The 23,864-nt window shown below is 41.4% G+C and carries 22 protein-coding genes; 14 read left to right on the top strand and 8 right to left on the bottom strand.

Translation table 11 applies throughout. The features are described 5' to 3' along the window. Window positions 1-74: 74 nt before the first annotated feature. Window positions 75-887: a rhombotarget lipoprotein gene (rhlP, locus tag HCZ11_RS08115; protein ID WP_167658172.1), complete on the bottom strand. Its 813-nt coding sequence runs from the start codon at window positions 885-887 to the stop codon at window positions 75-77. Between the two features lie 252 nt (window positions 888-1,139). Between rhlP and HCZ11_RS08110 the strand changes: the two genes are divergently transcribed. From HCZ11_RS08110 to HCZ11_RS08100, 3 genes are all read left to right on the top strand, one after another. Beyond that, entirely contained in the window at window positions 1,140-1,586 is a 447-nt protein-coding gene (locus HCZ11_RS08110) for a hypothetical protein (RefSeq protein ID WP_167658171.1), read from the top strand. Between the two features lie 100 nt (window positions 1,587-1,686). After that, a complete protein-coding gene (locus tag HCZ11_RS08105; RefSeq protein WP_167658170.1) occupies window positions 1,687-2,001 on the top strand; it encodes a hypothetical protein in 315 nt (104 codons plus the stop codon). 17 nt (window positions 2,002-2,018) lie between these two features. After that, window positions 2,019-3,092, top strand: a complete 1,074-nt coding sequence (locus HCZ11_RS08100) for an endonuclease/exonuclease/phosphatase family protein (RefSeq protein ID WP_167658169.1) — start codon at window positions 2,019-2,021, stop codon at window positions 3,090-3,092. 206 nt (window positions 3,093-3,298) lie between these two features. On the opposite strand, the gene HCZ11_RS08095 is transcribed toward HCZ11_RS08100, so the two are convergent. Beyond that, complete coding sequence (locus HCZ11_RS08095; protein WP_167658168.1) at window positions 3,299-4,675, bottom strand: NAD-dependent succinate-semialdehyde dehydrogenase; 1,377 nt, start codon at window positions 4,673-4,675, stop codon at window positions 3,299-3,301. A 165-nt stretch (window positions 4,676-4,840) separates the two neighbouring features. Here HCZ11_RS08095 and HCZ11_RS08090 point away from each other — a divergent pair, with 165 nt between their 5' ends. The 3 genes from HCZ11_RS08090 to HCZ11_RS08080 are packed head-to-tail and all read left to right on the top strand — an operon-like array spanning window position 4,841 to window position 6,997. Further along, window positions 4,841-5,878 (top strand): nitronate monooxygenase family protein, encoded by a 1,038-nt coding sequence (locus HCZ11_RS08090; protein WP_167658167.1) that lies wholly within the window; start codon window positions 4,841-4,843, stop codon window positions 5,876-5,878. After that, complete coding sequence (locus HCZ11_RS08085; protein ID WP_130049599.1) at window positions 5,875-6,441, top strand: Crp/Fnr family transcriptional regulator; 567 nt, start codon at window positions 5,875-5,877, stop codon at window positions 6,439-6,441. Before HCZ11_RS08090 ends, HCZ11_RS08085 begins: the two co-directional genes overlap by 4 nt. Before the next feature lie 49 nt (window positions 6,442-6,490). Next, entirely contained in the window at window positions 6,491-6,997 is a 507-nt protein-coding gene (locus HCZ11_RS08080; RefSeq protein WP_167658166.1) for a YgjV family protein, read from the top strand. A gap of 44 nt (window positions 6,998-7,041) precedes the next feature. Here HCZ11_RS08080 and HCZ11_RS08075 read toward each other — a convergent pair whose 3' ends face one another. Beyond that, entirely contained in the window at window positions 7,042-7,554 is a 513-nt protein-coding gene (locus HCZ11_RS08075) for an NUDIX hydrolase (RefSeq protein ID WP_167658165.1), read from the bottom strand. 216 nt (window positions 7,555-7,770) lie between these two features. On the opposite strand from HCZ11_RS08075, the gene HCZ11_RS08070 reads away from it, so the two are divergent. From HCZ11_RS08070 to HCZ11_RS08050, 5 genes are read left to right on the top strand one after another with little or no spacing between them, the layout of a single operon-like run. After that, window positions 7,771-9,111 (top strand): sigma-54 dependent transcriptional regulator, encoded by a 1,341-nt coding sequence (locus HCZ11_RS08070; RefSeq protein WP_130049596.1) that lies wholly within the window; start codon window positions 7,771-7,773, stop codon window positions 9,109-9,111. 6 nt (window positions 9,112-9,117) lie between these two features. Further along, a complete protein-coding gene (locus HCZ11_RS08065; protein ID WP_130049595.1) occupies window positions 9,118-9,333 on the top strand; it encodes a histidine kinase in 216 nt (71 codons plus the stop codon). A 22-nt stretch (window positions 9,334-9,355) separates the two neighbouring features. Continuing rightward, a complete protein-coding gene (locus HCZ11_RS08060; protein ID WP_167658164.1) occupies window positions 9,356-10,834 on the top strand; it encodes an ATP-binding protein in 1,479 nt (492 codons plus the stop codon). After that, a complete protein-coding gene (locus HCZ11_RS08055) occupies window positions 10,834-11,295 on the top strand; it encodes a response regulator (protein ID WP_130049593.1) in 462 nt (153 codons plus the stop codon). Before HCZ11_RS08060 ends, HCZ11_RS08055 begins: the two co-directional genes overlap by 1 nt. Window positions 11,296-11,345: 50 nt before the next feature. Further along, window positions 11,346-13,313, top strand: a complete 1,968-nt coding sequence (locus tag HCZ11_RS08050; RefSeq protein WP_167658163.1) for a response regulator — start codon at window positions 11,346-11,348, stop codon at window positions 13,311-13,313. Here the strand turns inward: HCZ11_RS08050 and HCZ11_RS08045 are convergent. Genes HCZ11_RS08045 through HCZ11_RS08035 form a run of 3 tightly spaced genes read right to left on the bottom strand, consistent with a single transcriptional unit; the run spans window position 13,300 to window position 17,004 of the window. Continuing rightward, window positions 13,300-14,298: a LacI family DNA-binding transcriptional regulator gene (locus HCZ11_RS08045; RefSeq protein WP_167658162.1), complete on the bottom strand. Its 999-nt coding sequence runs from the start codon at window positions 14,296-14,298 to the stop codon at window positions 13,300-13,302. The two genes, HCZ11_RS08050 and HCZ11_RS08045, sit on opposite strands and share 14 nt — an antisense overlap. 21 nt (window positions 14,299-14,319) lie before the next feature. Beyond that, window positions 14,320-15,651 carry a glycoside-pentoside-hexuronide (GPH):cation symporter gene (locus HCZ11_RS08040; RefSeq protein ID WP_130049590.1) on the bottom strand — a complete coding sequence of 444 codons (1,332 nt, stop codon included), beginning with the start codon at window positions 15,649-15,651 and terminating at the stop codon, window positions 14,320-14,322. A gap of 24 nt (window positions 15,652-15,675) precedes the next feature. Then, window positions 15,676-17,004: a GH1 family beta-glucosidase gene (locus tag HCZ11_RS08035; RefSeq protein WP_167658161.1), complete on the bottom strand. Its 1,329-nt coding sequence runs from the start codon at window positions 17,002-17,004 to the stop codon at window positions 15,676-15,678. A 230-nt stretch (window positions 17,005-17,234) separates the two neighbouring features. Here HCZ11_RS08035 and HCZ11_RS08030 point away from each other — a divergent pair, with 230 nt between their 5' ends. The 3 genes from HCZ11_RS08030 to HCZ11_RS08020 are packed head-to-tail and all read left to right on the top strand — an operon-like array spanning window position 17,235 to window position 22,045. Next, window positions 17,235-18,503 (top strand): sugar MFS transporter, encoded by a 1,269-nt coding sequence (locus tag HCZ11_RS08030; RefSeq protein ID WP_130049588.1) that lies wholly within the window; start codon window positions 17,235-17,237, stop codon window positions 18,501-18,503. 9 nt (window positions 18,504-18,512) lie between these two features. Beyond that, entirely contained in the window at window positions 18,513-21,029 is a 2,517-nt protein-coding gene (locus HCZ11_RS08025) for an exo 1,3/1,4-beta-D-glucan glucohydrolase (protein WP_167658160.1), read from the top strand. Beyond that, window positions 21,020-22,045 (top strand): family 16 glycosylhydrolase, encoded by a 1,026-nt coding sequence (locus tag HCZ11_RS08020; protein ID WP_167658159.1) that lies wholly within the window; start codon window positions 21,020-21,022, stop codon window positions 22,043-22,045. Before HCZ11_RS08025 ends, HCZ11_RS08020 begins: the two co-directional genes overlap by 10 nt. A 65-nt stretch (window positions 22,046-22,110) precedes the next feature. Here the strand turns inward: HCZ11_RS08020 and HCZ11_RS08015 are convergent, their stop codons facing one another. Continuing rightward, the gene (locus HCZ11_RS08015) at window positions 22,111-23,121 is read right to left on the bottom strand and encodes a cupin-like domain-containing protein (protein ID WP_167658158.1); all 1,011 of its coding nucleotides are present in this window, start codon (window positions 23,119-23,121) and stop codon (window positions 22,111-22,113) included. Beyond that, window positions 23,121-23,846: a SapC family protein gene (locus tag HCZ11_RS08010; protein WP_167658157.1), complete on the bottom strand. Its 726-nt coding sequence runs from the start codon at window positions 23,844-23,846 to the stop codon at window positions 23,121-23,123. The genes HCZ11_RS08015 and HCZ11_RS08010 overlap by 1 nt, the downstream gene beginning before the upstream one ends. Window positions 23,847-23,864: the final 18 nt, after the last annotated feature.

Genomic DNA, 23,864 nt, shown 5'->3' with positions numbered 1-23,864 from the left:
TAGGTACAACAAAAACCAAAGGGTAACTGCTTTTTAGGATGGGTAAAAGCTTTCGCGATTAATAACTTTGTCTGTTATGAGCTTCGGCGATGCACTGCAAAACCTGCCAGTACTGCAACTAACCAAAACAAGCTACTGCCGCCAGTACCATTTCTGTGCGTGACATTGGCTACTTTTTCTTCTTTTACGCGGGTTTTAAATTGCGCCAATTCAGCATCGAGATTTGTGATCATGTCATCAACGGCACCATTAAAGCTTGCCAGCGACTGCTCTTTTGCCATTTCATCTATGCCAATAGCTGTGCTGCGTTGCTCTGCTTTATGAATACCTGGAGCGCGAAACAGCATTTTTCGGCTTTTTACATCAAATACGGCGGTATCTACAAAGGTTTGTACTGAGTTTTCATTGCCCGGAATCACATATAAACCAACAATAGTTAGATATAAAAATGCAGCGTTATTTTCTAAGCTTTGCGACACCTGGTCGTACGAAACAAGCGCCATAATATCCACATCATATAAACGAGATACTTGCTCTAATGCGGTAAACCCTTCGCCGCCTTTTAAATAAGTGCTTGGGATCACTTCAATGCGGTCTATGTAGTCATATTGCATAAACTGCTTTTTAACTTTGTTTAGCAGTGCCACTTCGTCACTATGATGCAAGCCACCATTGTACTTGTTAGGGATAAAGGCAATCCCTACAGTGGCAGGTAAGTTCAAGGTTGGGATGGTCGCTTGATGGGCAGCTCTGTCTTGCTGATCTGGATAAAGGTACTCAACCAAAGAACTTGATTGCGTTTTTTGATTTCCATATTGACTCATCATGGCACTACAGCCCGTTAGTGCAGTAATGCTAATGATCAAACACCATTTTAGTACATTCATAAATTATCCTTATTATGTAGTGAAGAAGCGTTTGTTTGTGTTGGTAAATATAACGACAAACGATGCAAACGGAGCTGTAACTCAGACCCGGTTTTTCATAAATAGTGCCAAAGAAGTTTAAAGAAATGTAAAGATTGGCTTTCTAATGTGTTGATATGTAAATAGTTACGTTTTTAAATTGTAACCCTTCATCTATGATTCAGGCTAAAACGTTAGGCTTTTTACCAAGAGCAAACGTTAAGGGTCTCTATTATGAATAAATTAATTACTATCTCAGTTGCCGTTTTAGGTTTAAGTTTGATACCTATGGAAGCAAACGCGAAACATGATCGTGACCATGATAGATACGAACAAAAACACGAACGTAAAAAGCATAAAAAGCACCATAAACATAAGAAACACCACAAGCATTGTCATCATGACAAACATGATCGCTACTATGATCGATATGACCGCTACAGCTATCGTGATTTGCCACCCGGTTTATACAAAAAAATAGGGCATGGTGGTGGCTTACCACCAGGTTGGTATAAGCGTTATCATCATGGTGATATTCTTGACCGTGATATATATCGCCATGGTCGAGTGATTAAACGTCGTGACCGAAATGGCATTATTGCCATCGAAATCGACGATCGCCTGATTCATCTAGTACACGATACGCGAGAGATTTTATCAATTGTCACTCGCCATCGTTAATCCTGTCGAAAGCCGCTTAGCGGCTTTTTTTTTGCTTGTTTCATATCCAGTTCAGAAAAACTTGCTACGCTTAACTGAAACTAATAGAAGGAACACTCGCATGAAAGCATTGTTAACTGTTGCAGTGATAGGTTTAAGCCTAGTGACGGCTGGCGCACTTGCAAAAGACAAGGATAAGGATAAAGGTAAAAGTCTCCCGCCGGGCCTTGAAAAAAAACTTGATAATGGTGGTGATTTACCTCCTGGTTGGCAAAAAAAATTACGTAAAGGCGATATCCTAGACCGTGATATTTACCGCCGCGGTAAAGTGATTAAATCACGAGATAGAGATGGTCTAATTTCAATTCAAGTCGACGGTACTGTCGTGCGTTTAGTGGAAGACACCCGAGAAATTATTTCTATTTTGAGCCGCTAATTTTGTTTGCATCGATCATGACTTATGGATTGAGTTCACTATTGGCCATGCTGCTAGTGGTCTCAATCTTGCCATTTTCATACTCCCAACATTATCTAATTCGCAGTTGTGATTTTGTACGCTTGCAAGTGGTTTACCTTGCTTGTGCGAGTTTAATTGCGGCAGGTTATTTAATTAGCACCACTGATTCATGGCTTTTTATTGGTTGCGCAGTTGCAAGTATCATTGTGCTGATTTTGCAAGTCGGATGGATTTACCCCTACACAAAACTGGCTAACAAAGAAGTTGCCTCAAGCAATAAAAGCGATAAGCACAGTATTCGTATCATGTCGGCAAATGTATTGATGTCGAACACTGAATATGACAAACTCATTGGCTTAGTTAAAACGCACCAACCTGATTTCCTCATTACGTTAGAGTCTGATCAAACTTGGCAGAATAAACTGAGCTGTTTAGAACCAGAGTACCCATATCGTGTTTACTGCCCAAAAGACAATCGTTATGGCATGCACTTGTACAGCAAGTTCAAAATTAAACGCCAGCAAGTCAGTGAGCTTATAGAAAGCGATATCCCCTCAATTCATATTTTGTTTGAAGATGCCGATGGCGTAGAAGTACAAGGGCACTTTATTCACCCTGCTCCTCCGAGTCCAACAGAAGAAGACAGTTCACGACCCCGTGATACTGAGTTGATAATCTTAGCGAAAGCACTTAAAAACAGACTGCGACCTTGTATCGTTGCTGGTGATTTAAATGATGTTGCTTGGTCACGCAGCACACGTTTGTTTATGCGTATCAGCGGTCTATTGGACCCACGTAAAGGGCGCGGGTTTTTTAACACCTTTCATGCAAGTTACTTTTTTATGCGTTGGCCACTTGATCATCTTTTTCATAGTAATGAGTTCAGTGTCAAGCGAATAGAGCGTTTGGAAAAATATGGCTCTGACCATTTTGCCCTACTTACAGAGCTTGTTTATAACCCAGACTCAGCTAATCAAAAACAGCTAGAACAAATAGACAAAGAGGAAGCGATTGATGAGTTGAAAATGCCTGCTGCGTCTAAGCAGCAAGTGCCAATGTTTAAAGAGTAATAAATATTAGGTGTAATACCAACCCGCAATAATACTTAATCACTTTGAGTGATTAACCCTATCGTTACCTACATGAAAAATTTCTGACTTAGAAAAACTAAATAACTAAATTTTTGCCTGTTATCAACGAGCTTCTATTACCTTAAAATTGATCTCTTAATTAAGTGAAGTGGTGTAAAAAAGGGCTCATATGAGCCCTTTTTATTTTAATCGTTGACCATAATGGTTTTGATATTAACGAATTCTCGTAACCCAAATCCGCCGTGTTCACGGCCATAGCCACTGTCTTTTACCCCCCCAAATGGCAAGTTTGGTTGCGCAAGACCATAGCCGTTAATATTGACCATACCAGTATCAAAGTGCTGCTTTGCAAGCTCAATGGCTGCCTGTTCGTCTTTTGAGAAAATACCGCCGCCAAGGCCATAGCGAGAGTCATTAGCGATTTGCATTGCCTCAGCATTATCTTTTGCTCTGATAAGTGATGCGACAGGGCCAAATAATTCATCATCGTAAGCAGGCATTCCTGGTTTAACATTCTCAAGAAGGGTAGCGGTGTAGTAAAAGCCGGTGTGCTCAGCAACCTTGCCACCGGTGATAATATTAGCTCCAGCATTGACTGAGTCTGTAACTTGTTGATGCAGTTTATCACGCAGATCTTTGCGAGCCATTGGACCGAGCGTTGTCTTTTCATCATTTGGATCGCCAAGCACAACTTGCTCAAATTGTTCTTTAATTAAGGCTTTAAAATCATCATATAACGCATCAACAACAATAAAACGTTTTGCTGCTACACAGGTTTGCCCATTGTTGATCAAACGACCTTGTGTACATGCGCTAATGGCAGTATTTAAATCGGCATCATCAAGTACGATATAAGCATCATTACTGCCAAGTTCTAGGACGGTTTTTTTTACTTGTTTGCCAGCTTGCTCAGCAACTTTTTTGCCAGTTTCATCGCTGCCAGTAAATGTCACCCCACGAATAGCTGAGTGCGCAATTAGCTCGCTTGCAGTTTTGCCGTCAATCAGTAAGTTTTTAAAGCAATAATCATCAAAGCCTGCTTGTGAAAACATTTGCTCAATCTTTTCGGCCATGCCAAATACATTACCAGCGTGTTTTAGCACCGTGGTATTACCCGCCATGATATTAGCGCAAGCATATCGAATAACCTGATAAAGCGGAAAGTTCCAAGGTTGGATACCTAGAATCACACCAATTGGTTGGTAACTAATAATTGCATGACCGTCCTGCATATCTCGCTTTTCATCAGCAAGCACTTGAGGCCCTTGTTCTGCGGTGTAGCGACAAATTGCAGCGCACAGCTCAACTTCTTGAAGACCTTGTTGATATAACTTGCCCATTTCATCTGTCATCAGTTGTGCTATTTCTTGCTGATTAGACTCAATCACTTCTGCTAGTTGATCAAGTAATTTTGCACGGTGTTTATGGGATGTTGTGCGCCACTTTAAAAAAGCTTGATGGCATTGGTCAACTTCACTCTGTGCTTGTTGCAATGACAATAAATTATACGTATTTAAGGTTTGCTCATTGGCTGGATTGATTGTAGTAACAGTATCAGTCATCATTATCTCCTTACAAAATTGTAGGAGAGAGTCTGCAAAGCTAATACCTGTTTTTTATTTTTCTATGTTTTTGTTTTGTAATAACTTTATTTTTATCTTGTGTTTGCTTCGCTCTCTTTTTATGTAAATACTGCAACAGGCTGCAAAACTTACAAGGAATACGTAATGACAAATTCTGTGTTAAATACTGAACTTGCAATTATTCAAGCGCCGATGGCGGGTGTGCAAAATGCTAAGCTGACTGTGGCTGTTTGTGAAGCCGGGGGGCTTGGATCGTTGCCTTGTGCTATGCTTTCGACAGAGCAGCTTAAGTCAGAACTTGATTACATAAGCCTGAATACTGATAAGCCATATAACCTTAATTTCTTTTGTCATCAGACACCTGACTATACATTGGCTCAGCAAACTGCTTGGCATGGGGTGCTAGCACCTTATTTTGAAGAGTTAAATGTAGATGCCTCACAATTAACCCGTAATGCTTCTCGTCAGCCAATTAATCAACAAGTGATAGATATTATCGCGCCCCATAAGCCCGCTGTTGTCAGCTTTCATTTTGGTCTGCCAAGTAAGGATATTGTTTCTCAGATCAAAGCGTGGGGCGGGACTGTTCTTTCATCAGCCACAACGTTAGATGAAGCGCGCTGGTTACAAGCAAATGGGGCCGATGCGATTATTGCACAAGGGATTGAAGCAGGCGGCCACCGTGGGCATTTTTTATCGATGGATTTATCGTTGCAACCCACTACTGTGCAATTAGTACGAGAGTGTGTAGAGCTTGATATACCCGTTATTGCAGCAGGGGGGATCTGTACTTCTGAAGATGTAGCACAGTACCAAGCCTTGGGCGTGATTGCAGTGCAGGTAGGCAGTGCTTACTTACTTTGTGAAGAAGCTACGACAAGTGCTTTACATCGTGAAGTATTAAAAACGGCCGAGCCAGATTCTACAGAATTGACGACCTTATTTTCGGGTCGCCCAGCACGAGGAGTTCGCAACCGAGTCATGCAAGAGTTAGGTGCAATGCCAGAGCAGGCACCGCCTTTTCCTTATGCGTCGATTGCGATGACCGCATTACGCTCAAAAGCCGAAGCCAAAGGCGATAGTGGTTTTTCACCGCTTTGGTGTGGTGAGCGCTTTATTGTTCGAGAAGGTATTAACGCAGTGCAAATTACTACGTTATTAATGCAAGGTTGGCAATCTTGACTGATCCCCAGTTACTTCCGCTAGGTGATAGTTATCATCAGCTTGCCAGTGAATTTCGTAACAAGCTAGCTGGGCAATGCTCTATAAAACGTTGCGCTAAAGGTGATGTTTTATTACAACAAGGCGACGAACAAGATGCTGGTTACTTAATTGTGTCTGGGGTGCTTGGCGCATTACATGCATCATCACAAGGCGTACAAAAGTGTAAAGAGTTTTACTTTCAAGATGAATTTGCACTGCTTTATGGTAATTGGTTAACTAAAACCCCTGCGCTTTACCAACTTAAAGTAATACGTGATGCTGAGCTTATTAAGGTGCCTTTAGTTTTACTCGAGAGAGCCGACTGGCAAGCAATCAAACATAACCTGATTAGTCAGCAGCTACTATTTAAAGAAGCAAAAGAAGCATTTTTATTACTGAATACGCCAGAGCAGCGTTATCAATATTTACGGGATCAAAAACCGCACTGGCTTGAACAACTGAGTTTAAACGAAGTTGCTATGTATTTAGGGATCTCAGCTATTTCTTTATCACGAATTAGGCGGCGTCTTAACTTAAGTTAAGGCGCAGCAAAACAGTGAACATTACACTGCTGATTTTTCAGGAGTCGTTATGTTTATTTTATCTCAATGCTTAGTGGCCATTGCCACATTACTCGATTTGGCTTCATTTCAGTTTAAACAAAGACAAGCAATTTTAGCTTGTTTGTTTAGCTCTGTTTTACTCACATCTGTGCACTTTATGCTGCTCGATAACTTAAGTGCAGCATGTTTAATGCTGATCGCAGCACTACGTTATGGTTACTTTATTTTTGCGCGCAAAACTTGGGTGATGATTGCATTTATGCTTTTGAGCATAAGCGCAGTGCTATTTACTTGGCACACTTGGGTGAGTTTTATTGCCCTAACAGCGACCTTAATTCAGACTTATGCTTCGTTTCAGAGTAAAGATTTGTTACTAAGGCTTTTTATGCTCTTAGGTACACTATGTTGGTTAACACATAATGTTCTGATTTTCTCGCCAGTAGCAGTGGTAATGGAAGCAGTGTTTTTATTGAGTAATTTACTAGGACTTTGGCGTTTTTATATCGCTCCAAAAGCGATGAAAACATGTCAATAGATGCATATTCAAAGTGTTACAGCATGCTTTCCATTTAAATAAAACTAAAGCGAGTCAGCAATTCGCTTTAATAAAAAGGTCTCGCGCTGAATTGATAAGCCCTGTTTATCACTCATTACCATAGTGGTTTCATTATGTGCTATGGCATCAAAAATATTTACCCATTTAGGGTGCATGCCATTTTGCACTTCGTAATGTTCCATTTTTGGCTCTGCAAATTCATCGCTTATTTCACAGAAGTAGCAATAAGACTTGATATGAACACAGTCGAAGTCGTCTTTGTACCAAGGCCTGATTTCTTCGTATAACCCCAGTGGTCGGTTTACTTGGATGTGTTGTGCGCCTGTTTCTTCATGTAATTCTCGGTGAAGCCCTTGCTCAATGCTTTCGCCTTCATCAACTCCACCACCTGGTAGGCTGTAGTCATCATAACGGGCGGTATATAAAAGTAGTATTTGTTCACCCTTTAATACGATAGCGCGCGCAGTGTTACGAATAAATATCGTGCCATAGTCATTACTTAAACTTGGGTGAATTACTTTTCTTAATAGCTTCATGGGATTACAACTTTAAATTAACGCAAGTACAGCTCAGCTTAATATTGAATGCGCCATAATAACCTTTTTTTCGCATTTAATTCATTATACTTACCCCAAATTGAAACTAATAAGGTAATATAACTGGAATTAAGAACTATTTAGGTATCTAGCGTATTTGGTTTTCTTTTCGAAAAAAATTTGCGTAGAATGATGAAAAAAGCTTAGGAAATGAATATGTTGAACGTACTTTTGGTCGATGATGACAGTGAATTTAGCGATGTAGTTTGTCACATAGTGGAGTTTCTTGGGCATAATATAAATACCGCAGCAAATTTGGCAGAAGCTGAGCAATGGTTTGAAAACAACACGTTTGATCATGTCTTTTTAGACTTCATGTTGCCAGATGGCAGCGGCCTTCATTTACTTGAGCATTTAAAAGCAATAGGTCAATCTCCTCGAGTCACATTAATTTCAGGGCACCCTTCAGTAAAAGGTAAGCTAGCAGAGATGTGTGAACCTAATGTAGGGCATCTTGTTAAACCTTTACAACGCGAAGATATCGAGCGTGTACTCAACCCGAAAAAATCAGCCCCTAAGAAAAAAGCAACACCAGCAATAAAACGTCATTTTGGCACCCTGATTGGTGAATCTGAGGTGATGCAGAAGCTTTATACTATGATTGAGCGTGTTGCAGCCACTTCTGCCAATGTGATGTTGATGGGTGAAAGTGGTGCAGGTAAAGAAGTGGTGGCGCAGGCAATTCATAATGCGACTGAATGTGATGGTCCGTTAGTGGCAACCAACTGTGGTGCATTTTCAAAAGAGCTGATTGGTAGCGAATTGTTCGGTCATGAAAAGGGCGCGTTTACAGGGGCTATTGCGCGCAAAGAGGGTGTATTTGAACAAGCTGCTGGTGGTACTTTGTTTTTAGATGAAGTCACCGAAATGCCGATTGATATGCAACCAAACTTACTACGCGTTCTTGAAAGCAAAAAAGTAACCCGAGTGGGTGGCACCAAAGAGCAAGCAGTGAATTGCCGTGTTATTTCTGCTACCAACCGCACCTTAACCGACCTTGCGCAAAACAATGTTATTCGTGAAGATATTTATTTTCGTTTAGCGGTATTCCCCATTGATATTCCACCGCTACGTGAGCGAAAAGAAGATATTCCACTGCTCGCCAATGCCTTTTTAGAGCAACTCAATGAAGAAAACGGCACCGACTTTAAATGGCAAGCAGCGCAAATCAAAGAGCTAGAAGGGCATGATTGGCCTGGTAACGTGCGTGAGCTTCGCCACGCTATTCATCGGGCTTTTATTATGAGTGACCCTAAAGGCACAGCTATTACCTTGCCTGAATCATTAGAGTCTCCGTTCTCTAAAGTGAATAAAGAGAGCCAAGCAAATCAAGTTGTTGCAGGGCAAACTATTGAAGAAGTTGAAAAAGAGTTGATCCACGCTACTTTAGATAAAGTACAAGGTAATAAGACGATTGCAGCACAAATGCTGGGGATCAGTACTAAAACTCTTTATAACCGTTTAAATGCTTATGGAGGCATTGGCGAATATAAATAACAAAGGATGGCTATGAATAATAACGAGTCTTTACGAAAAATGGTGCACGACGCTCGTGCGCCGCTAAACCGTATTTCAATGAATGCAGAGTTAGTTAAGCTCGTATTAGAAAATGATATGCCAAAGCAAAAAGCACTTGAGGCATTAAATAAAATAATAGCTAATTGCCAGCAGTGTAGTGAGCACTTACAAGAAATAAGTGACACTCACGGGGCTGACTAAGCACTCATAGATTAGGAAGTAAATGCACAAACAAAAAGGAAAAATAGCGATCAATTGGGCTGGCTTTATTGCCGTGGTGCTCTGTATCGTGGTGGCTAACGCTTTTTTAGCTATTGATAGTATTCGCTCGCTCACTGAAACACAAAACAGCCTAGATAACACGAACTCGCTCAATACAGCAATTGAGCGATTACACTTATCTTTGGTGCAAGCTGAATCGGGTCAACGTGGTTATTTACTCACTGATCGTGAAGATTACTTAATGCCTTACAATGATGCAATTGCCTCGATGCAAGCACAGATAATGCTTGTGAAAAGTTTGCATTCAGAAATACCGGGTCAGGCAGATCGCATTGCTCGTTTTCTTTACTTAGTAAATGACAAAATTGCGGTAATGACTAAAACGACCGATCTGGCTTTAGCCAATAAAGACGTTAAGGCTCGTAGTTTGTTATTAACTAACCAAGGTCGCGACTTATATAAAGAAATTCGCCTAGCAGTTGATGAAATTCAAATGCGTGAGCTTAATTTCAAGATAGATCAGTTCACTAAACTCTCGCAAATAAAAGACGATGCTAAGTTAACATTTGCAATTACTGCTGTTACTAGCACTTTATTAATTATTGGTATGTTCTTGTTAACACGTATCAATTTGCGTAACCAAGCCAAGTACCGAGCTGAACTTGAAAATCAAAATGAGAACCTTGCGGCAAAAGTAGCAGAGCGCACCCAAGAGCTGACCATCTATTCAGATGAATTAAGCCGCTCAAATCGAGAGCTTGAAGAATTTGCTTTTGTTGCAAGTCATGACTTACAAGAGCCACTGCGAAAGATTCAAGCTTTTAGTGACCGCCTTGAAAAAATGTTCAAAGATGATCTCGGTGAAAAAGGCATTGATTATATTAATCGCATGAAAAACGCAGCTCAGCGAATGTCTAACTTAATCAATGACTTGCTTGAATTTTCACGAGTAACGACTCGGGGCAAAGACTTTACTGATACTGACTTAAATGAGGTTGTTGCAGAAGTACTTGATGATCTTGAAATCGCGGTTAATGAATCTGAAACCACTGTTAATCTCGATACGTTACCGCACATTCAAGCTGATCCAAGCCAAATGCTGCAATTGTTCTTAAACATTCTGTCTAATGCAGTGAAGTTTAGGCGTGAAAATGTGCCGCCTGTAATCAACATTAGTTACCAGCGAACCAAAGAGTTTAGTCAAGTTCATAACGCAGAGGTAGAGTGGGAAATAATTACTATTTCAGACAACGGAATTGGCTTTTCTGAAGAGTACCTAGAAAAAATATTTGTACCATTCCAGCGTTTGCATGGTCGCTCTCAATATAAGGGCACAGGCATAGGCCTATCAGTTTGTCGCCGAATCGTTGAACGCCATGGTGGAGAAATCACGGCGAATAGTCGCGTTAATGAAGGTGCAAGCTTTACAATTAAATTACCTGTGGAAACATCGCTTTTCACACTACAAGGAGAGGCGTAATGCCACTTAATAAAGTTAAACCAATTACTATTTTAATGGCTGATGACGACGAAGATGATCGTTTATTAACCCAAGATGCATTGGCCGAAAGCCGTGTATTGAACGAACTATTTTTTGTTGAAGATGGTGTAGAGCTGCTTGAATATCTTGAGCGTAAAGGCAAATTTAGTGAAAAAGAAAAATCGCCACGTCCGGGCTTGATTTTACTTGATTTAAATATGCCGCGCATGGACGGTCGAGAAGCGCTCCAAGCAATCAAAGCGAACCCTAACTTGAAGGGCATTCCGGTTGTGATTTTAACCACATCAAAACAAGAAGAAGATATGGTTAGAGGCTATGACTTAGGCGCTGCATCATACATCACGAAACCGGTTACTTTTGAAGGTTTAGTCGAATTGATGCAAACACTAGGAAAATACTGGGTAGAGTTTGTAGAGCTGCCAACATCACGAAACGATTAATTTCGATTAGCGACAATACTTAATTAAGCTAATTGGCATAAGGAGCCAGAATGTTAGATAAGGTAACCCGATTACTCTTAGTAGAAGACGATGAAGATGACTATATTCTCACCTGCGACTACCTAGAACAATTAGGTTCCCATACATTCGATGTTGAGTGGTTAAGCTGCCCAGAACAAGCCATTAGTGTGCTTAGCGAAAACAAGCATGATATTTGTTTGTTAGATTATCGCTTAGGTGCCTCTGATGGCTTAGAAGTGCTGAAACGGGCCGTTGATAACGGTTTTCGCGGTCCGATTATTATGCTGACAGGGCAATCTGATGAAGCTCTCGATTCTGCAGCGCTTGATGCTGGTGCGGTTGATTATCTTGTCAAGAGTGAGATGAACTCTAGCCGCTTTGCCCGTGCTATTCGTTATGCTTTAGCTCGCCGAGATGTTGAAGATGAGCGTGTAGAGCGCTTAAAAGCCGAAGCAGAAAACCGCTCTAAAGACCGCTTCTTGGCACATTTAAGTCATGAGTTACGTACACCATTGTCATCCATCTTGGGTTACACTGAGTTACTCATGCACAGCGATAAAAATCTACATGCCCAAAATGAGTTGAGCGTGATTTATAGAAATGGTAAGCACTTATTGAGCTTACTCAATGATGTCCTCGACCTATCAAAAATAGCTGCTGATAAACTTGAACTAAACTGCTGTGATGTCAATTTAGATAGTTTAATGACTGATGTTTATACCCTAATGCGTGTCTCAGCGCTTGATAAAGGCTTAACTCTTAATTTTGAGTCACAACAGGCACTACCTCTAGTGATCAATACCGATGCTACTCGGTTGCGCCAAATTCTAATTAACATCATTAATAATGCTATTAAGTTTACTAACCAAGGTGAAATTACCGTTCGCGCTTGGACTGCTTGGGTCCAGGAGCGTGAAATGCTGTTTTTTAGCATTAAAGATACAGGCTTAGGTATTCCAGCAGAAAAACAAGCATTGATATTTAAGCCATTTGAACAAATTGCTGATGTTGAATCCCGAGATGTGGGGGGAGCAGGGCTTGGCCTTGCAATTTGTTCAGAACTACTGAGCCGTATGCAAGGCAGTATTGAACTTGAGTCAACCCAAGGCGTGGGCTCAGAGTTTACTCTTTCTATTTACCCTGGCAACATTCGAGATATTGAACGCCAAGTACTTCGCTTTGATTCAAACCCAGATTTTCAGCAAAAACTAACCACGCTTAAAACAAGTGGGCGGGTATTAGTGGTAGACGACCTAAAAGATTTACGCAATCTGGTTGGTCATATGATCACCAGTACTGGCGCAGAAGTAGAATATGCAGAACACGGTAAACAAGCGATTGAAAAAGTAGCTAATGCAGAGCAAGCAGGTAAGCCTTTTGATATAGTATTTATTGATTTGCATATGCCCGTTATGGGTGGCAAAGAAGCCACTATTGAGCTTCGCAAAATGGGTTATCAAGGGCCCATTATTGCCCTCACCGCCGCCACTATGAAAGGGGTGAAAACAGAATTAAGTGCGCTTGGCTTTAACGATATGATTGCAAAACCTGTTGATGCTGGGTTGCTTTACCAAGTGCTAAATCATTATATTTGCGAAGGTAAAACTGAACCTGTGGTTGAGCAAGATGACAGCCCTGAAATGACCATACAGAGCACTCGCTATTTATTGGTGGAAGATGACAGTGATGCGGCGCAAATCACTCAGTTATTGCTTGAAAGTTTAGGTGTTGAAACGGTAATAGCACCAAACTGTGTTGCGTGTCTTGCGACACTCAAAGACGATCAAAACTTTGATAAAGTCTTACTCGACATGCACTTGCCAGATGGTGAAGGCCTTGATTTAGCAAGCGAAATTAAACAGCGCCACCCTAACTTAAAGTTAGTTATTGTTAGTGGCGCAGAGCCAGAGCCTAAAAAAATCGAACCTCTTGAGATTGAGCAAGTCCTCTTAAAGCCGATTAATCTTGGCTTGTTATCAGAGCTTATTGACAGCTAATTGAATGCCTAACTACTAGCTCAGGTTCAAATAATGTTTGTAGCGGTGGGGTTTGTTTTTGATAAACATGATTTAACACCCAGTCCGCTGCCATACGACCCATTTCATCTATTGGGTAGTTAACCGTAGTCAATTGTGGGTAAACATGGCGGGTGAAAAACACGTTATCATAACCCATAATCGATAATTGCTTAGGTAAAGTTAAACCTAAATCTCTAGCACTTGCCATGGCACCAACCGCCATTTCATCATTGGCACATATCAAAGCAGTGAAAGGATTCGTTTGTTGATGGAGGGCTTTTAATCCTTCATAGCCGCTCTCTTCCATAAAATCACCTTGGAATAATAAGTTTTCATCAAACTCAAGGTTAAACTCATGTAGTGCTTGCTTATGTCCTTCTAGGCGGTCTTTGGCATCTTGTTTCCAAAGAGGCCCGCTGATGTAGGCAATTTTTTTATGACCATGTTCTAAAACATGTTTAGCAGCTAAATAACCACCTTTGATATTGTTAAGCAGAATACAGCGGTCACTGAGTTCACTGATATAGCGGTTGATCAATACAAAGGGAGTTCGACCTTTACTGAGTTTAATAAGATACTCGTCGCTAACTGCTTCAACATGCAAAATAAGACCATCGCAATTACGACTAATCAGAAATTCAATGCCTTGTTTTTCGCGTTCTTCATCACTGTGACCTGCAGCAATAATCAGGTGTTTGCCTTGATTACGAAAGGTATCTTCAATGCCACTCATCATAGGCCCGTAGAATGGACCTTGTAATTCAGAGACCAATAAGCCAACACTGTTAGAGCAATTTGATGCCAATGACTGAGCAATTGAATTAGGTCTATAGCCAAGTTTATCCATTGCAGCAGTGACCTTTTTACGGGTGGCATCACTGACATTTGCATTGTTGTTCATTACTCGTGAAACGGTTGCAAGGGAAACACCTGCAAGTTTCGACACCTCATAAATGGTGGCCATGTTATTCCTTACTAAACAAAGTTATGGATGCTGCTTTAACGATAAGTCGGCACTGATCTGCTCAACTGTTTGATTATCAAGAATATACCTTTTCATGATAAAAGCGACAAGCATACTACCTATTGCAGGGTAAAGGGTAAATGAAATTAAGATACCCGAAAGTGTCTGCTCACTCAGTTCGGTATTTGCTTCATAGCCATAAAATGCGAGTAACCAACCTGCAATTGCACCACCAAGGGCAAGACCAAGCTTAATAAAAAATACTACGCTCGCGTAAACAAGGCCTGTCAGTCTTTCACCAGTTTTCCATTGCCCATAATCTATGGTGTCAGCCATTTTTGCCCACAATAAAGGGGTCGCCATTTGCGTGAAAAAACACCATAAAAAGTACACCACAAAGGCAAGTATCAGCTGCTCGCCAGGCAACCAAAATGCCACGCAACTAATTGCTGCAGAGATATATTGCAAACGAATATAGGCGGTTTTCTTATCAACTCGTTTACTCAGTGGGTTCGCACAAGCACAACCAAGAATGTTACCTATCATACCGATGGTAACAAAATAAGTGACTAGCTCGGCTTCACCAAGTACATATTTTACATAGTAAATGGCAAGGGTTGTACGTAATACCATACTGGTTAACAGCATAAATGCAGCAAAGCACAACACCTTAAACGGGCCATTTTGCCAAAGCGTGCTCATGCGGTTTTTCCAGCTTAATGATGAGCTGTTATGAGCCGCAACGCGTTCTTTGGTAAAGCGAAAACAAATTAAAAATAGAATGACGCCTAAGCCACTCATCAAGGCCATAGTGAGTTGATAGCCTGTGGCGTTGTCACCTTTTCCAAGCCAGTTGACTAAAGGCAAAGTACAGGCACTGACAATTAAGCCGCCGAGCATGCCAAATACAAATCGATAAGACTGAATAGATACTCGCTCTTTAGGGTCGCCACTTAATACTCCCCCTAACGCTGAGTAAGGAATATTAATAGCGGTATAAACCAGCATCAGTAAAGTGTAAGTAACAAAAGCGTATATTACTTTACCTGACTCAGGTAGGTTTGGCGTGGTGAAGGTGATCATACTGATCACCCCGAATGGTAGGGCAAGCCAGAGTAAGTAGGGACGATAACTTCCCCACTTAGTACGGGTTGAATCAGTTAAAGCCCCCATCAATGGGTCAGTAATTGCATCAACGACTCTCACCACTAAAAACAAGGTGCCAACAATAGCGGGTGAAATACCAAAGATATCAGTATAGAAAAAAGTTAAAAATAACATCACCGTTTGAAAGATGATATTACTTGCTGTGTCGCCTAATCCGTAGGCTATTTTTTCTCTTTTAGTCAGCATGTGTGTTCTCGATTGTTGTTATTTTTATCGCTGTTTAAGTAGTGTGCGATATTGTTTTGCGCTTTCTTTTAAAATGCGTTGTTGGTTTTGATAATCAATATAAACTAATCCAAAGCGCTTTTCGTAGCCATACGCCCATTCAAAGTTGTCCATTAAGCTCCACGCAAAGTAGCCTTGAATATCGACGCCTTGGCGAATTGCATCACAAACCGCATTTAAGTGGGTATGATAATAATCTACACGTTCAATGTCGTTCACTTCACCGTTTTCTAACGTGTCGGCCATGGCTGCGCCATTCTCAGTGATATACATTTTTGGCAAATCATATTGCTGATGCAGTGATACCAAAAGCTCAGTTAAACCTTGTGGGTAAACTTCCCAGCCCATATCTGTAACACGTACACCCGCAAGGCTTGCTTCTTCAAACCAGCCATCAGCGGTATTTTTGTAGTGTATGCGGGTATAGTAGTTAACGCCAATAAAGTCGACGGCTTGGCTAATTATCGCCATATCGCCAGCAACAATAGTGGGCTTAACTTCATCAGCTAAATCATTAAATAAAGATGGGTAAGCGCCTTCTAAAACAGCTTTGATATACCATTGATTATGGTACTGATCAGCAAGTTCTGCGGCTTTTATATCATCGGCTGTTAAAGGGTAGGTCGGGCTGAAGTTTAATACGATACCCGCTTCTGTTTCTGGGCAGTTTTTACGTAATACTTGCATGGCAAGGCCATGAGCAAGCAATAAGTGATGAGCTGCTTGACGACCCGCCTGTTGTGATTTAATACCAGGTGCATGTACACCCACCTCATAACCCAAATAGGCACTGCAAAAAGGCTCGTTCAAGGTTGCAAATGAATCAACCAGGTGACCCAAATGGCGAGTCACAAGTTCGGCATATTCTTTGAATTTATAGGCCGTTTCACGATTTAACCAGCCACCATTATCTTCAAGGTATTGGGGTAAATCCCAGTGATATAAAGTAACATAGGTTTTAATATTACGTGCTTTTAAAGCTGTTAATAACTGAACATAAAACGCCATTCCCTGCTCGTTTACCGAGCCATCTTGAAGCATGACTCTAGGCCACGAAATAGATAAGCGGTAAGCATCTACGCTCAAGTCTACAATCATCTCGACATCTTGCTGCCAACGAGCAACATGGTCACAAGCTACATTACCATGACTTTGGTCTGCGATGGTTCCAGGCTTTTCACAAAATGTATCCCAGATACAATCGAGGCGTTGCTCGCGTGCACCTTCAATCTGAAATGAGGCCGTTGCAACACCGAAAGTGAACTCGGGTTTGAGTAAAGGTGAATCAGGTAACAGTGAAATTGATTTATGCACAGTTGATACGCGTCCTTCGGGTTAGTGTAAGACTTAGCTGATTAGAGTTTAGACTCGGCTGTAAGCGCTTACAATTTTTCTGCAAATAAATTGCTAAATATGATTAATATGTTATAAATGTAAGCGCTTACATTTAATGTTGCAACATATTTCGCTATTTGTTGTTAGTGATTAAGTACCAAATTTTGCTGTAACAAACTGATAAATATAATTAACTAGAGAAGAAAATTATGGCTCATGTATCAACTCCTGTTTCGGCTGCTTCAAGCCAAGCAGATATGCCAAAGCAACACTTCGCACTGGCATCATTGACCACATTATTTTTTATGTGGGGATTTATAACTTGTCTAAATGACATATTAATCCCTTACTTAAAAGGTATGTTTTCACTTAACTATACGCAGGCTATGCTCATCCAATTTTGCTTCTTTGGTGCGTATTTTGTGATGTCAATTCCGGCAGGTAAGTTGGTCAGTCGAATTGGCTATCAGCTTGGTATTGTTGTGGGTTTGGTGGTTGCATCCGTTGGTTGTGCACTATTTTACCCTGCCGCTGTTGCCCATGTTTATGAGCTATTTTTACTGGCCTTGTTTGTACTGGCATCAGGTATCACTATTTTACAAGTATCTGCAAATCCTTACGTAAGCGTACTTGGTCCGCAAAAGACAGCCTCTTCACGTTTGACTATGACACAAGCATTTAACTCATTAGGAACGACGGTTGCGCCAATTTTTGGTGGTTGGTTGATTCTATCTGAAATTAGCCAAGCCACGGCAGAAGAAGTGAAGCTACCTTATTTAATGTTGTCGTTAAGCTTATTAATACTTGCCGTTATCTTCGCATTTTTAAAGCTACCAAAACTAGGTAAAGAAAGTGACAGTGAAGCGGCTCATCAAGATTTAGAAGACTTTGTTGATTTAGGCAGTGTTTGGCGTTATCGCCATTTAATTTTAGGCGCCGTAGGTATCTTTGTGTATGTGGGCGCAGAAGTGGCAATTGGTAGCTTCTTAGTGGGCTTTTTGACCCTTGATAATATTGCGGGTTTAGCAGAAAAAGAGGCCGCTCATTATATTAGTTATTATTTCGCAGGAGCCATGGTTGGTCGCTTTATTGGTGCGGCTGTAATGCAAAAATTTAATGCAGGTAAGGTATTAGCATGTCATGGCTTACTTGCCGTAATGCTTGTTGTGATTGCCATGACGGGTGAGGGAAGCCTTGCTATGTGGGCAATTTTACTCGTGGGTCTATGCAATTCGATTATGTTCCCAACGATTTTCAGCCTAGCGCTACATGGTCTTGGTAAATACACCTCTAAAGGCTCAGGCATTTTATGTTTAGCGATTGTGGGTGGTGCAATTATTCCTCTATTACAAGGTATTTTAGCGGATTCTATTGGTGTGCAAATGGCGCTATTTTTACCAATTGCATGTTACTTATACATTACTTACTTTGCGCTGGTTGGCTCAAAAGTATCGACTCAGACTCAGCAATCATCATAGGTGAAAAAAATGAAATTGAAAAAAACATTCACTCTCTGTTCGTTAATGATGGCAAGCGTCAGCATGCTAGGTTGTAGTGGGCAAGACAAGGTTACAAACGTGAACGCTGAGCAAGAAATTTGGCCAAACATCGAAACAGGTATTGCAGCAAATCCAGAGATGGAAGCAAAAATTGCGAAAATACTCACAAATATGACCCTAGAGCAAAAAATTGCTCAAATGATCCAGCCAGAAATTCGCGATATTACCGTTGAAGATATGCGTAAATATGGCTTTGGTTCTTATCTTAATGGTGGTGGAGCATTCCCTAACAATGACAAACATGCCAGCGCCGCTGACTGGATTGACCTTGCTGAGAAAATGTATCAAGCCTCTATAGATGACTCGCTCGATGGTAGCTCTATACCTACCATGTGGGGCACCGATGCAGTACATGGTCATAACAACGTTATTGGTGCGACATTATTCCCACATAACATTGGCTTGGGTGCGACAAATAACCCTGAGCTAATCGAAAAAATTGCAGCTGCTACAGCGCAAGAAGTGATGGTAACTGGTATCGACTGGGTGTTCGCGCCAACTGTGGCTGTTGTGCGTGATGACCGCTGGGGTCGAACTTACGAGGGCTACTCTGAAGACCCTGAAATTGTTAAATCTTACTCAGCAGCTATCGTTAGAGGTTTGCAAGGCGCGGTTGATGACGATTTCTTATCTGATAAGCGCGTAATTAGCACTGTTAAACACTTTTTAGGCGATGGCGGTACCGAAGGTGGTGATGACCAAGGTAATAACACGGCATCAGAGCAAGAGTTATTTGATATTCATGCGCAAGGTTATGTTGGTGGCTTAGGTGCGGGTGCACAAACCGTGATGGCGTCATTTAACAGCTGGAATGGTGAAAAAATTCACGGCAGCAAATATCTACTTACCGACGTGTTAAAAGGCAAAATGGGCTTTGACGGTTTTGTTGTCGGTGACTGGAATGGCCACGGTCAAATTCCGGGGTGTACTAATGGCAATTGTGCACAAGCCGCAAATGCGGGCCTTGATGTGTATATGGTTCCGACAGATGCATGGAAACCACTATACGAAAACCTTATCAAGCAAGTGAAAAGTGGTGAAATTGCGCAAAGCCGAATTGATGATGCGGTAACGCGTATCTTACGTGTAAAAATGCGCGCTGGTTTATTTGATAAACCAAGCCCAGCTAAGCGTCCGCTTTCTGGTAAAACAGAGATTATTGGCAGTGCTGAGCATCGTGCAATTGCAAAACAAGCGGTACGTGAATCATTGGTGCTTTTGAAAAATAAGCAAGCGTTATTACCTCTATCACCAAATACAAATGTATTAGTTGCAGGTCAGGGTGCTGATAACATTGGCATGCAGTCTGGTGGCTGGACGATTACATGGCAAGGCACAGGCAATGAAAATAGTGACTTCCCGGGTGGTAGCTCTATTTTTGATGGCATTAAAGCAACCGTTGAGCAAGCCGGTGGGCAAGTTCAATACGATGAAAATGGTGCCTTTGAGACTAAGCCAGATGTTGCGATTGTAGTATTTGGTGAGCAGCCGTATGCAGAAGGCAATGGTGATTTAGATAACCTTGAATATCAACGCGGTAATAAAACTGATTTAGCACTTCTTAAAAAGTTAAAAGATGCGGGTATTCCTGTGGTGTCACTATTTATTAGTGGTCGCCCAATGTGGGTGAATGCTGAGCTTAATGCTAGTGATGCGTTTGTTGCAACTTGGTTACCTGGTAGCGAAGGTGATGCAATTAGCGATGTTATCTTTAAAAAGCAAGATGGCTCTATCAATCATGACTTTAAAGGTAAGTTATCTTTTTCATGGCCAAATAATCCTGTAGGTAACCAAAATCGTGGTGATAAAGATTATGCGCCACTACTGCCTTATGGCTTTGGTTTAACTTATCAAGATAAAAATACATTAGCGGATGACCTGAGCGAAAAATCACAAGTTTCTGCTAAATTAGAAGACTTAGTATTATTTGAACGTGCCGTAAAAGCACCATGGTCACTACAGTTGCAAAGTGGTTCTGAGCTGCAAGCTATGACCAGCAGCCGTGCAGCATTAAATGCTGTTAGCGTAAAAACCTTTGATAAAGACGTGCAAGAAGATGCGCGCGCAATCAGCTTTAATGGTAAGGAAGCAGCTGCTGTTCGTTTAATGGCGGCGTTCCCGTCGGATCTGCGCTCATACGTTGAAAAAGCTGGTCAGTTAGAAATGCAAATTAAAGTAGATCAAGCTGCTGATGCGCCGTTAATGCTAGGTATGCAGTGTGGTGAAAACTGTGACGGTCAATTTGATATTAGCAAACAAGTTAAAGGTACAAGTGATTGGCAGACGCTAACCGTTGATTTGAGCTGCTTTGCTGAACAAGGTGTGCAGCTTGGGCAAGTGTTCTCACCGTGGCAGTTAGCTACTGAAGGTGCATGGCAAATATCAATTGCTAAATTATCATTAAGTAGCTCACACACGCAGGACTCTTCAGTCTCATGTCAGTAAAACCATATGTCGTTATTTTGCTAACAGGTGTACTTAGCGCCTGTCAGCAAACTGCTGAGCCTGTCAAAGCTAGCTTAGGTGATGGATGGCAGTTAGTTTGGCAAGATGAATTTTCACAAAATACTCTTGATTTGGCTAAGTGGCAACATGAAGTCAATTGTCGAGGTGGCGGTAATGATGAGCAGCAATGCTACACCGCACGAAGTGAAAACAGTTTTGTCAAAAATGGCTTATTGCATATTGTTGCTCGGCAAGAGCAATACACTGGGCCTTTACATAATCGCGATGAAGTAAGCAGCGATGCTGAGCGAGAAAAGGTGGCAACACAGCCTTTTACTTCTGCACGTTTACGTACTAAAAACTTAGCTGATTGGCGATATGGCCGTTTTGAAATTCGCGCTAAATTGCCTGCAGGACAAGGGGCGTGGCCTGCGATTTGGATGTTACCTACTGATTGGCATTATGGCCGCTGGGCATCTTCAGGCGAAATAGACATCATGGAAGCGGTGAATCTAAAGACCCTTACTGATGACAAAACAGCGCCAGCAGGTAGCCTTGAGACACGCGTACACGGCACTTTGCATTACGGTGGTCCTGCGCCAGAAAATGTCTACAGTGGTACGCCTTATCGTTTCAGCGAAGCAGATAACCCGGCTGATAATTTTCATGTTTATGCCCTTGAATGGCAACAAGATGAAATTCGTTGGTATGTTGATGATGTTCATTATGCGACATTTCACCACGACCATTGGTATTCAACATCACAACAACAAGACGGCTCGTTTATAGAAAATAAGGGGTTTGCTCCATTTGATCAGCGTTTTCACTTACTCCTTAACTTTGCTGTAGGTGGAAACTGGCCTGCAAATGTGAATGACAAAGGCGTTGATTTTGCGGGTTACCCTAAGCAAATGCTGGTCGATTATGTACGTGTTTTTCAATGTAGTAAAAACATTGAAACAGGCATTGGTTGTGCAACTACACAGCCATCTGCAGTACAAATAAAGGGTAAGTAAATTATGAGCCAAAAGCCTGCAGATACATCGCCGAACTCGTTGTATCAGCTGGCTTTTGGTTCATTCTATCGGTTGAGCTTTTGTAGTAATAGCTGTCTTAATCTTCTCGCTGTTATTTCGTCGATATCTGCTAATATCCCTTGTACAGGCTCAGCTACATGGCTTGCTAAATCCACATCATCAGCAAAGACATAATGATTAAATAGTTGCTGCCATTTCTGCTTGTGCTCGTTTGGTAAGTCTTTAATCGCCAACATACTGTGCAGCATGGCATCAAATGGGTTTGCCAAATACTCTGGGGCTTGTCGCCACCAATAGTTTACTAATACATTAAATGGACTGGTCGCGCTAACCTGATGCCACCATAGAGCAGGTATATAGATAGCATCGCCAGGGGTAAGGGTAGCTGATTGAGCCTTTGAAAGAGCCTCTTTAAAACGTGGAAAACGGCTCAAATCTGGGTTACTAAAATCAACTAAGCTAATTGCTTGTCCAGCAGGTGTAAACTCCAGCGGGCCAACGTAAAGGTTATTGACCTGATCGGTTGGCATTAGAGTAAAAGTGCGTTCACCAGCTGCAACACAAGCTAGGTTATCGGCATTGTCATAGTGAGCCGCAATCTGGCTATGATTCCCCACCCAGAGGCTTGTAAGGCAATTATAATCGGTCACTATTAATGGGTTCTCAAGGCTAAAGCCCGGAGCGCAATACTCTACTGCAGTGGAACCCATATACAACGAATCATTATCGGTTTGCGACAGTTTTAATGCTAGTTTTTGCAATACAGCCTGAAGACTATCGGCGTGCTGTGAAAAATTAAGCCCCGATAAATCAGCGTTATAAAAATACCGACCATGATGAATTGCCTCGCTACTAAAGCTTCGCACCGGAGCATTATTGGCAAGACCTAAAAGATAGTCTAAAGCGCTTTTAGAGCCTTGTTTAGCTGCAATCACTTGGGGCCAATCAGCACAGAGATCTCTTATTACCAGTGGTTCAGTAAGCTCAGCTAAAAAAGGTTTAAGATCAGCAATGCTTGAAGCCTGGCATTCTTTTATTGGCGCAGCCGCAAACATTACTGCTGAGCCCATTTTCTATTAAGCAAATGAGGGATTTTTTCCATTGATGCCAACACCATATAAATAGCCTGCAAGTCACCTTGCTGTTGCAACTGCTTAAGTTGCTCAGCGGTTAAATCATGTAGTACCTGTTGGTTAATGGTATAAAAGCCGTTCACTGTGACTTTTTCGCCATTTTTATCCGCATATTCAATACTGAAAGATTCGAGTAAATTAACGCTAAGCAAACGCTCAAAAAAGTGGTTAATTGTTTGATGTTCTTGATGTAACGCGTTAAGTACTTGAGCAATATGGTTTAAATAATCGCTATTACCACCATGTTCAAGAAAAATTGCTTCGCCATCGTGTGTGCTTATGCGTGGGCTATCTAAATCAATATGTACCACCAGTGATTGCTCAGGAATGCCATTGTTATACTGAGTTTGTTGACCAATTAAAAATGGCTGGCGCTGCATACTCAGTGGTAAGTAACTCAGCTGTAATTCACCTTGTTCGTTAAGCAGTAAGTTCTCGCCATTTTCAAAACCAAATAAAGCTAAGGCTTCGAATTGACCTGTTTGAGGGTGCTTACGAAATACGATAGGTTGATTTGCTTGGACTTTAGCAAATTCACTTGGAAATACGGTAGCGCAGCTAATATTATCGCCCCAGTTAGCACCGCGTGTGGTGATGACTTTTAGGTCTTTATGGCTGATGTTATCAAGTAATACATGATTGGCCATTGGGCCTCCTAATGCTGA

This window comes from Pseudoalteromonas sp. HF66, assembly GCF_011806445.1.
In the GTDB taxonomy this organism is placed as follows: Bacteria; Pseudomonadota; Gammaproteobacteria; order Enterobacterales; family Alteromonadaceae; genus Pseudoalteromonas; species Pseudoalteromonas apostichopi.
Note: the sequence above shows the minus strand (reverse complement) of the source record. Positions and strands in the feature narration are given on the sequence as shown.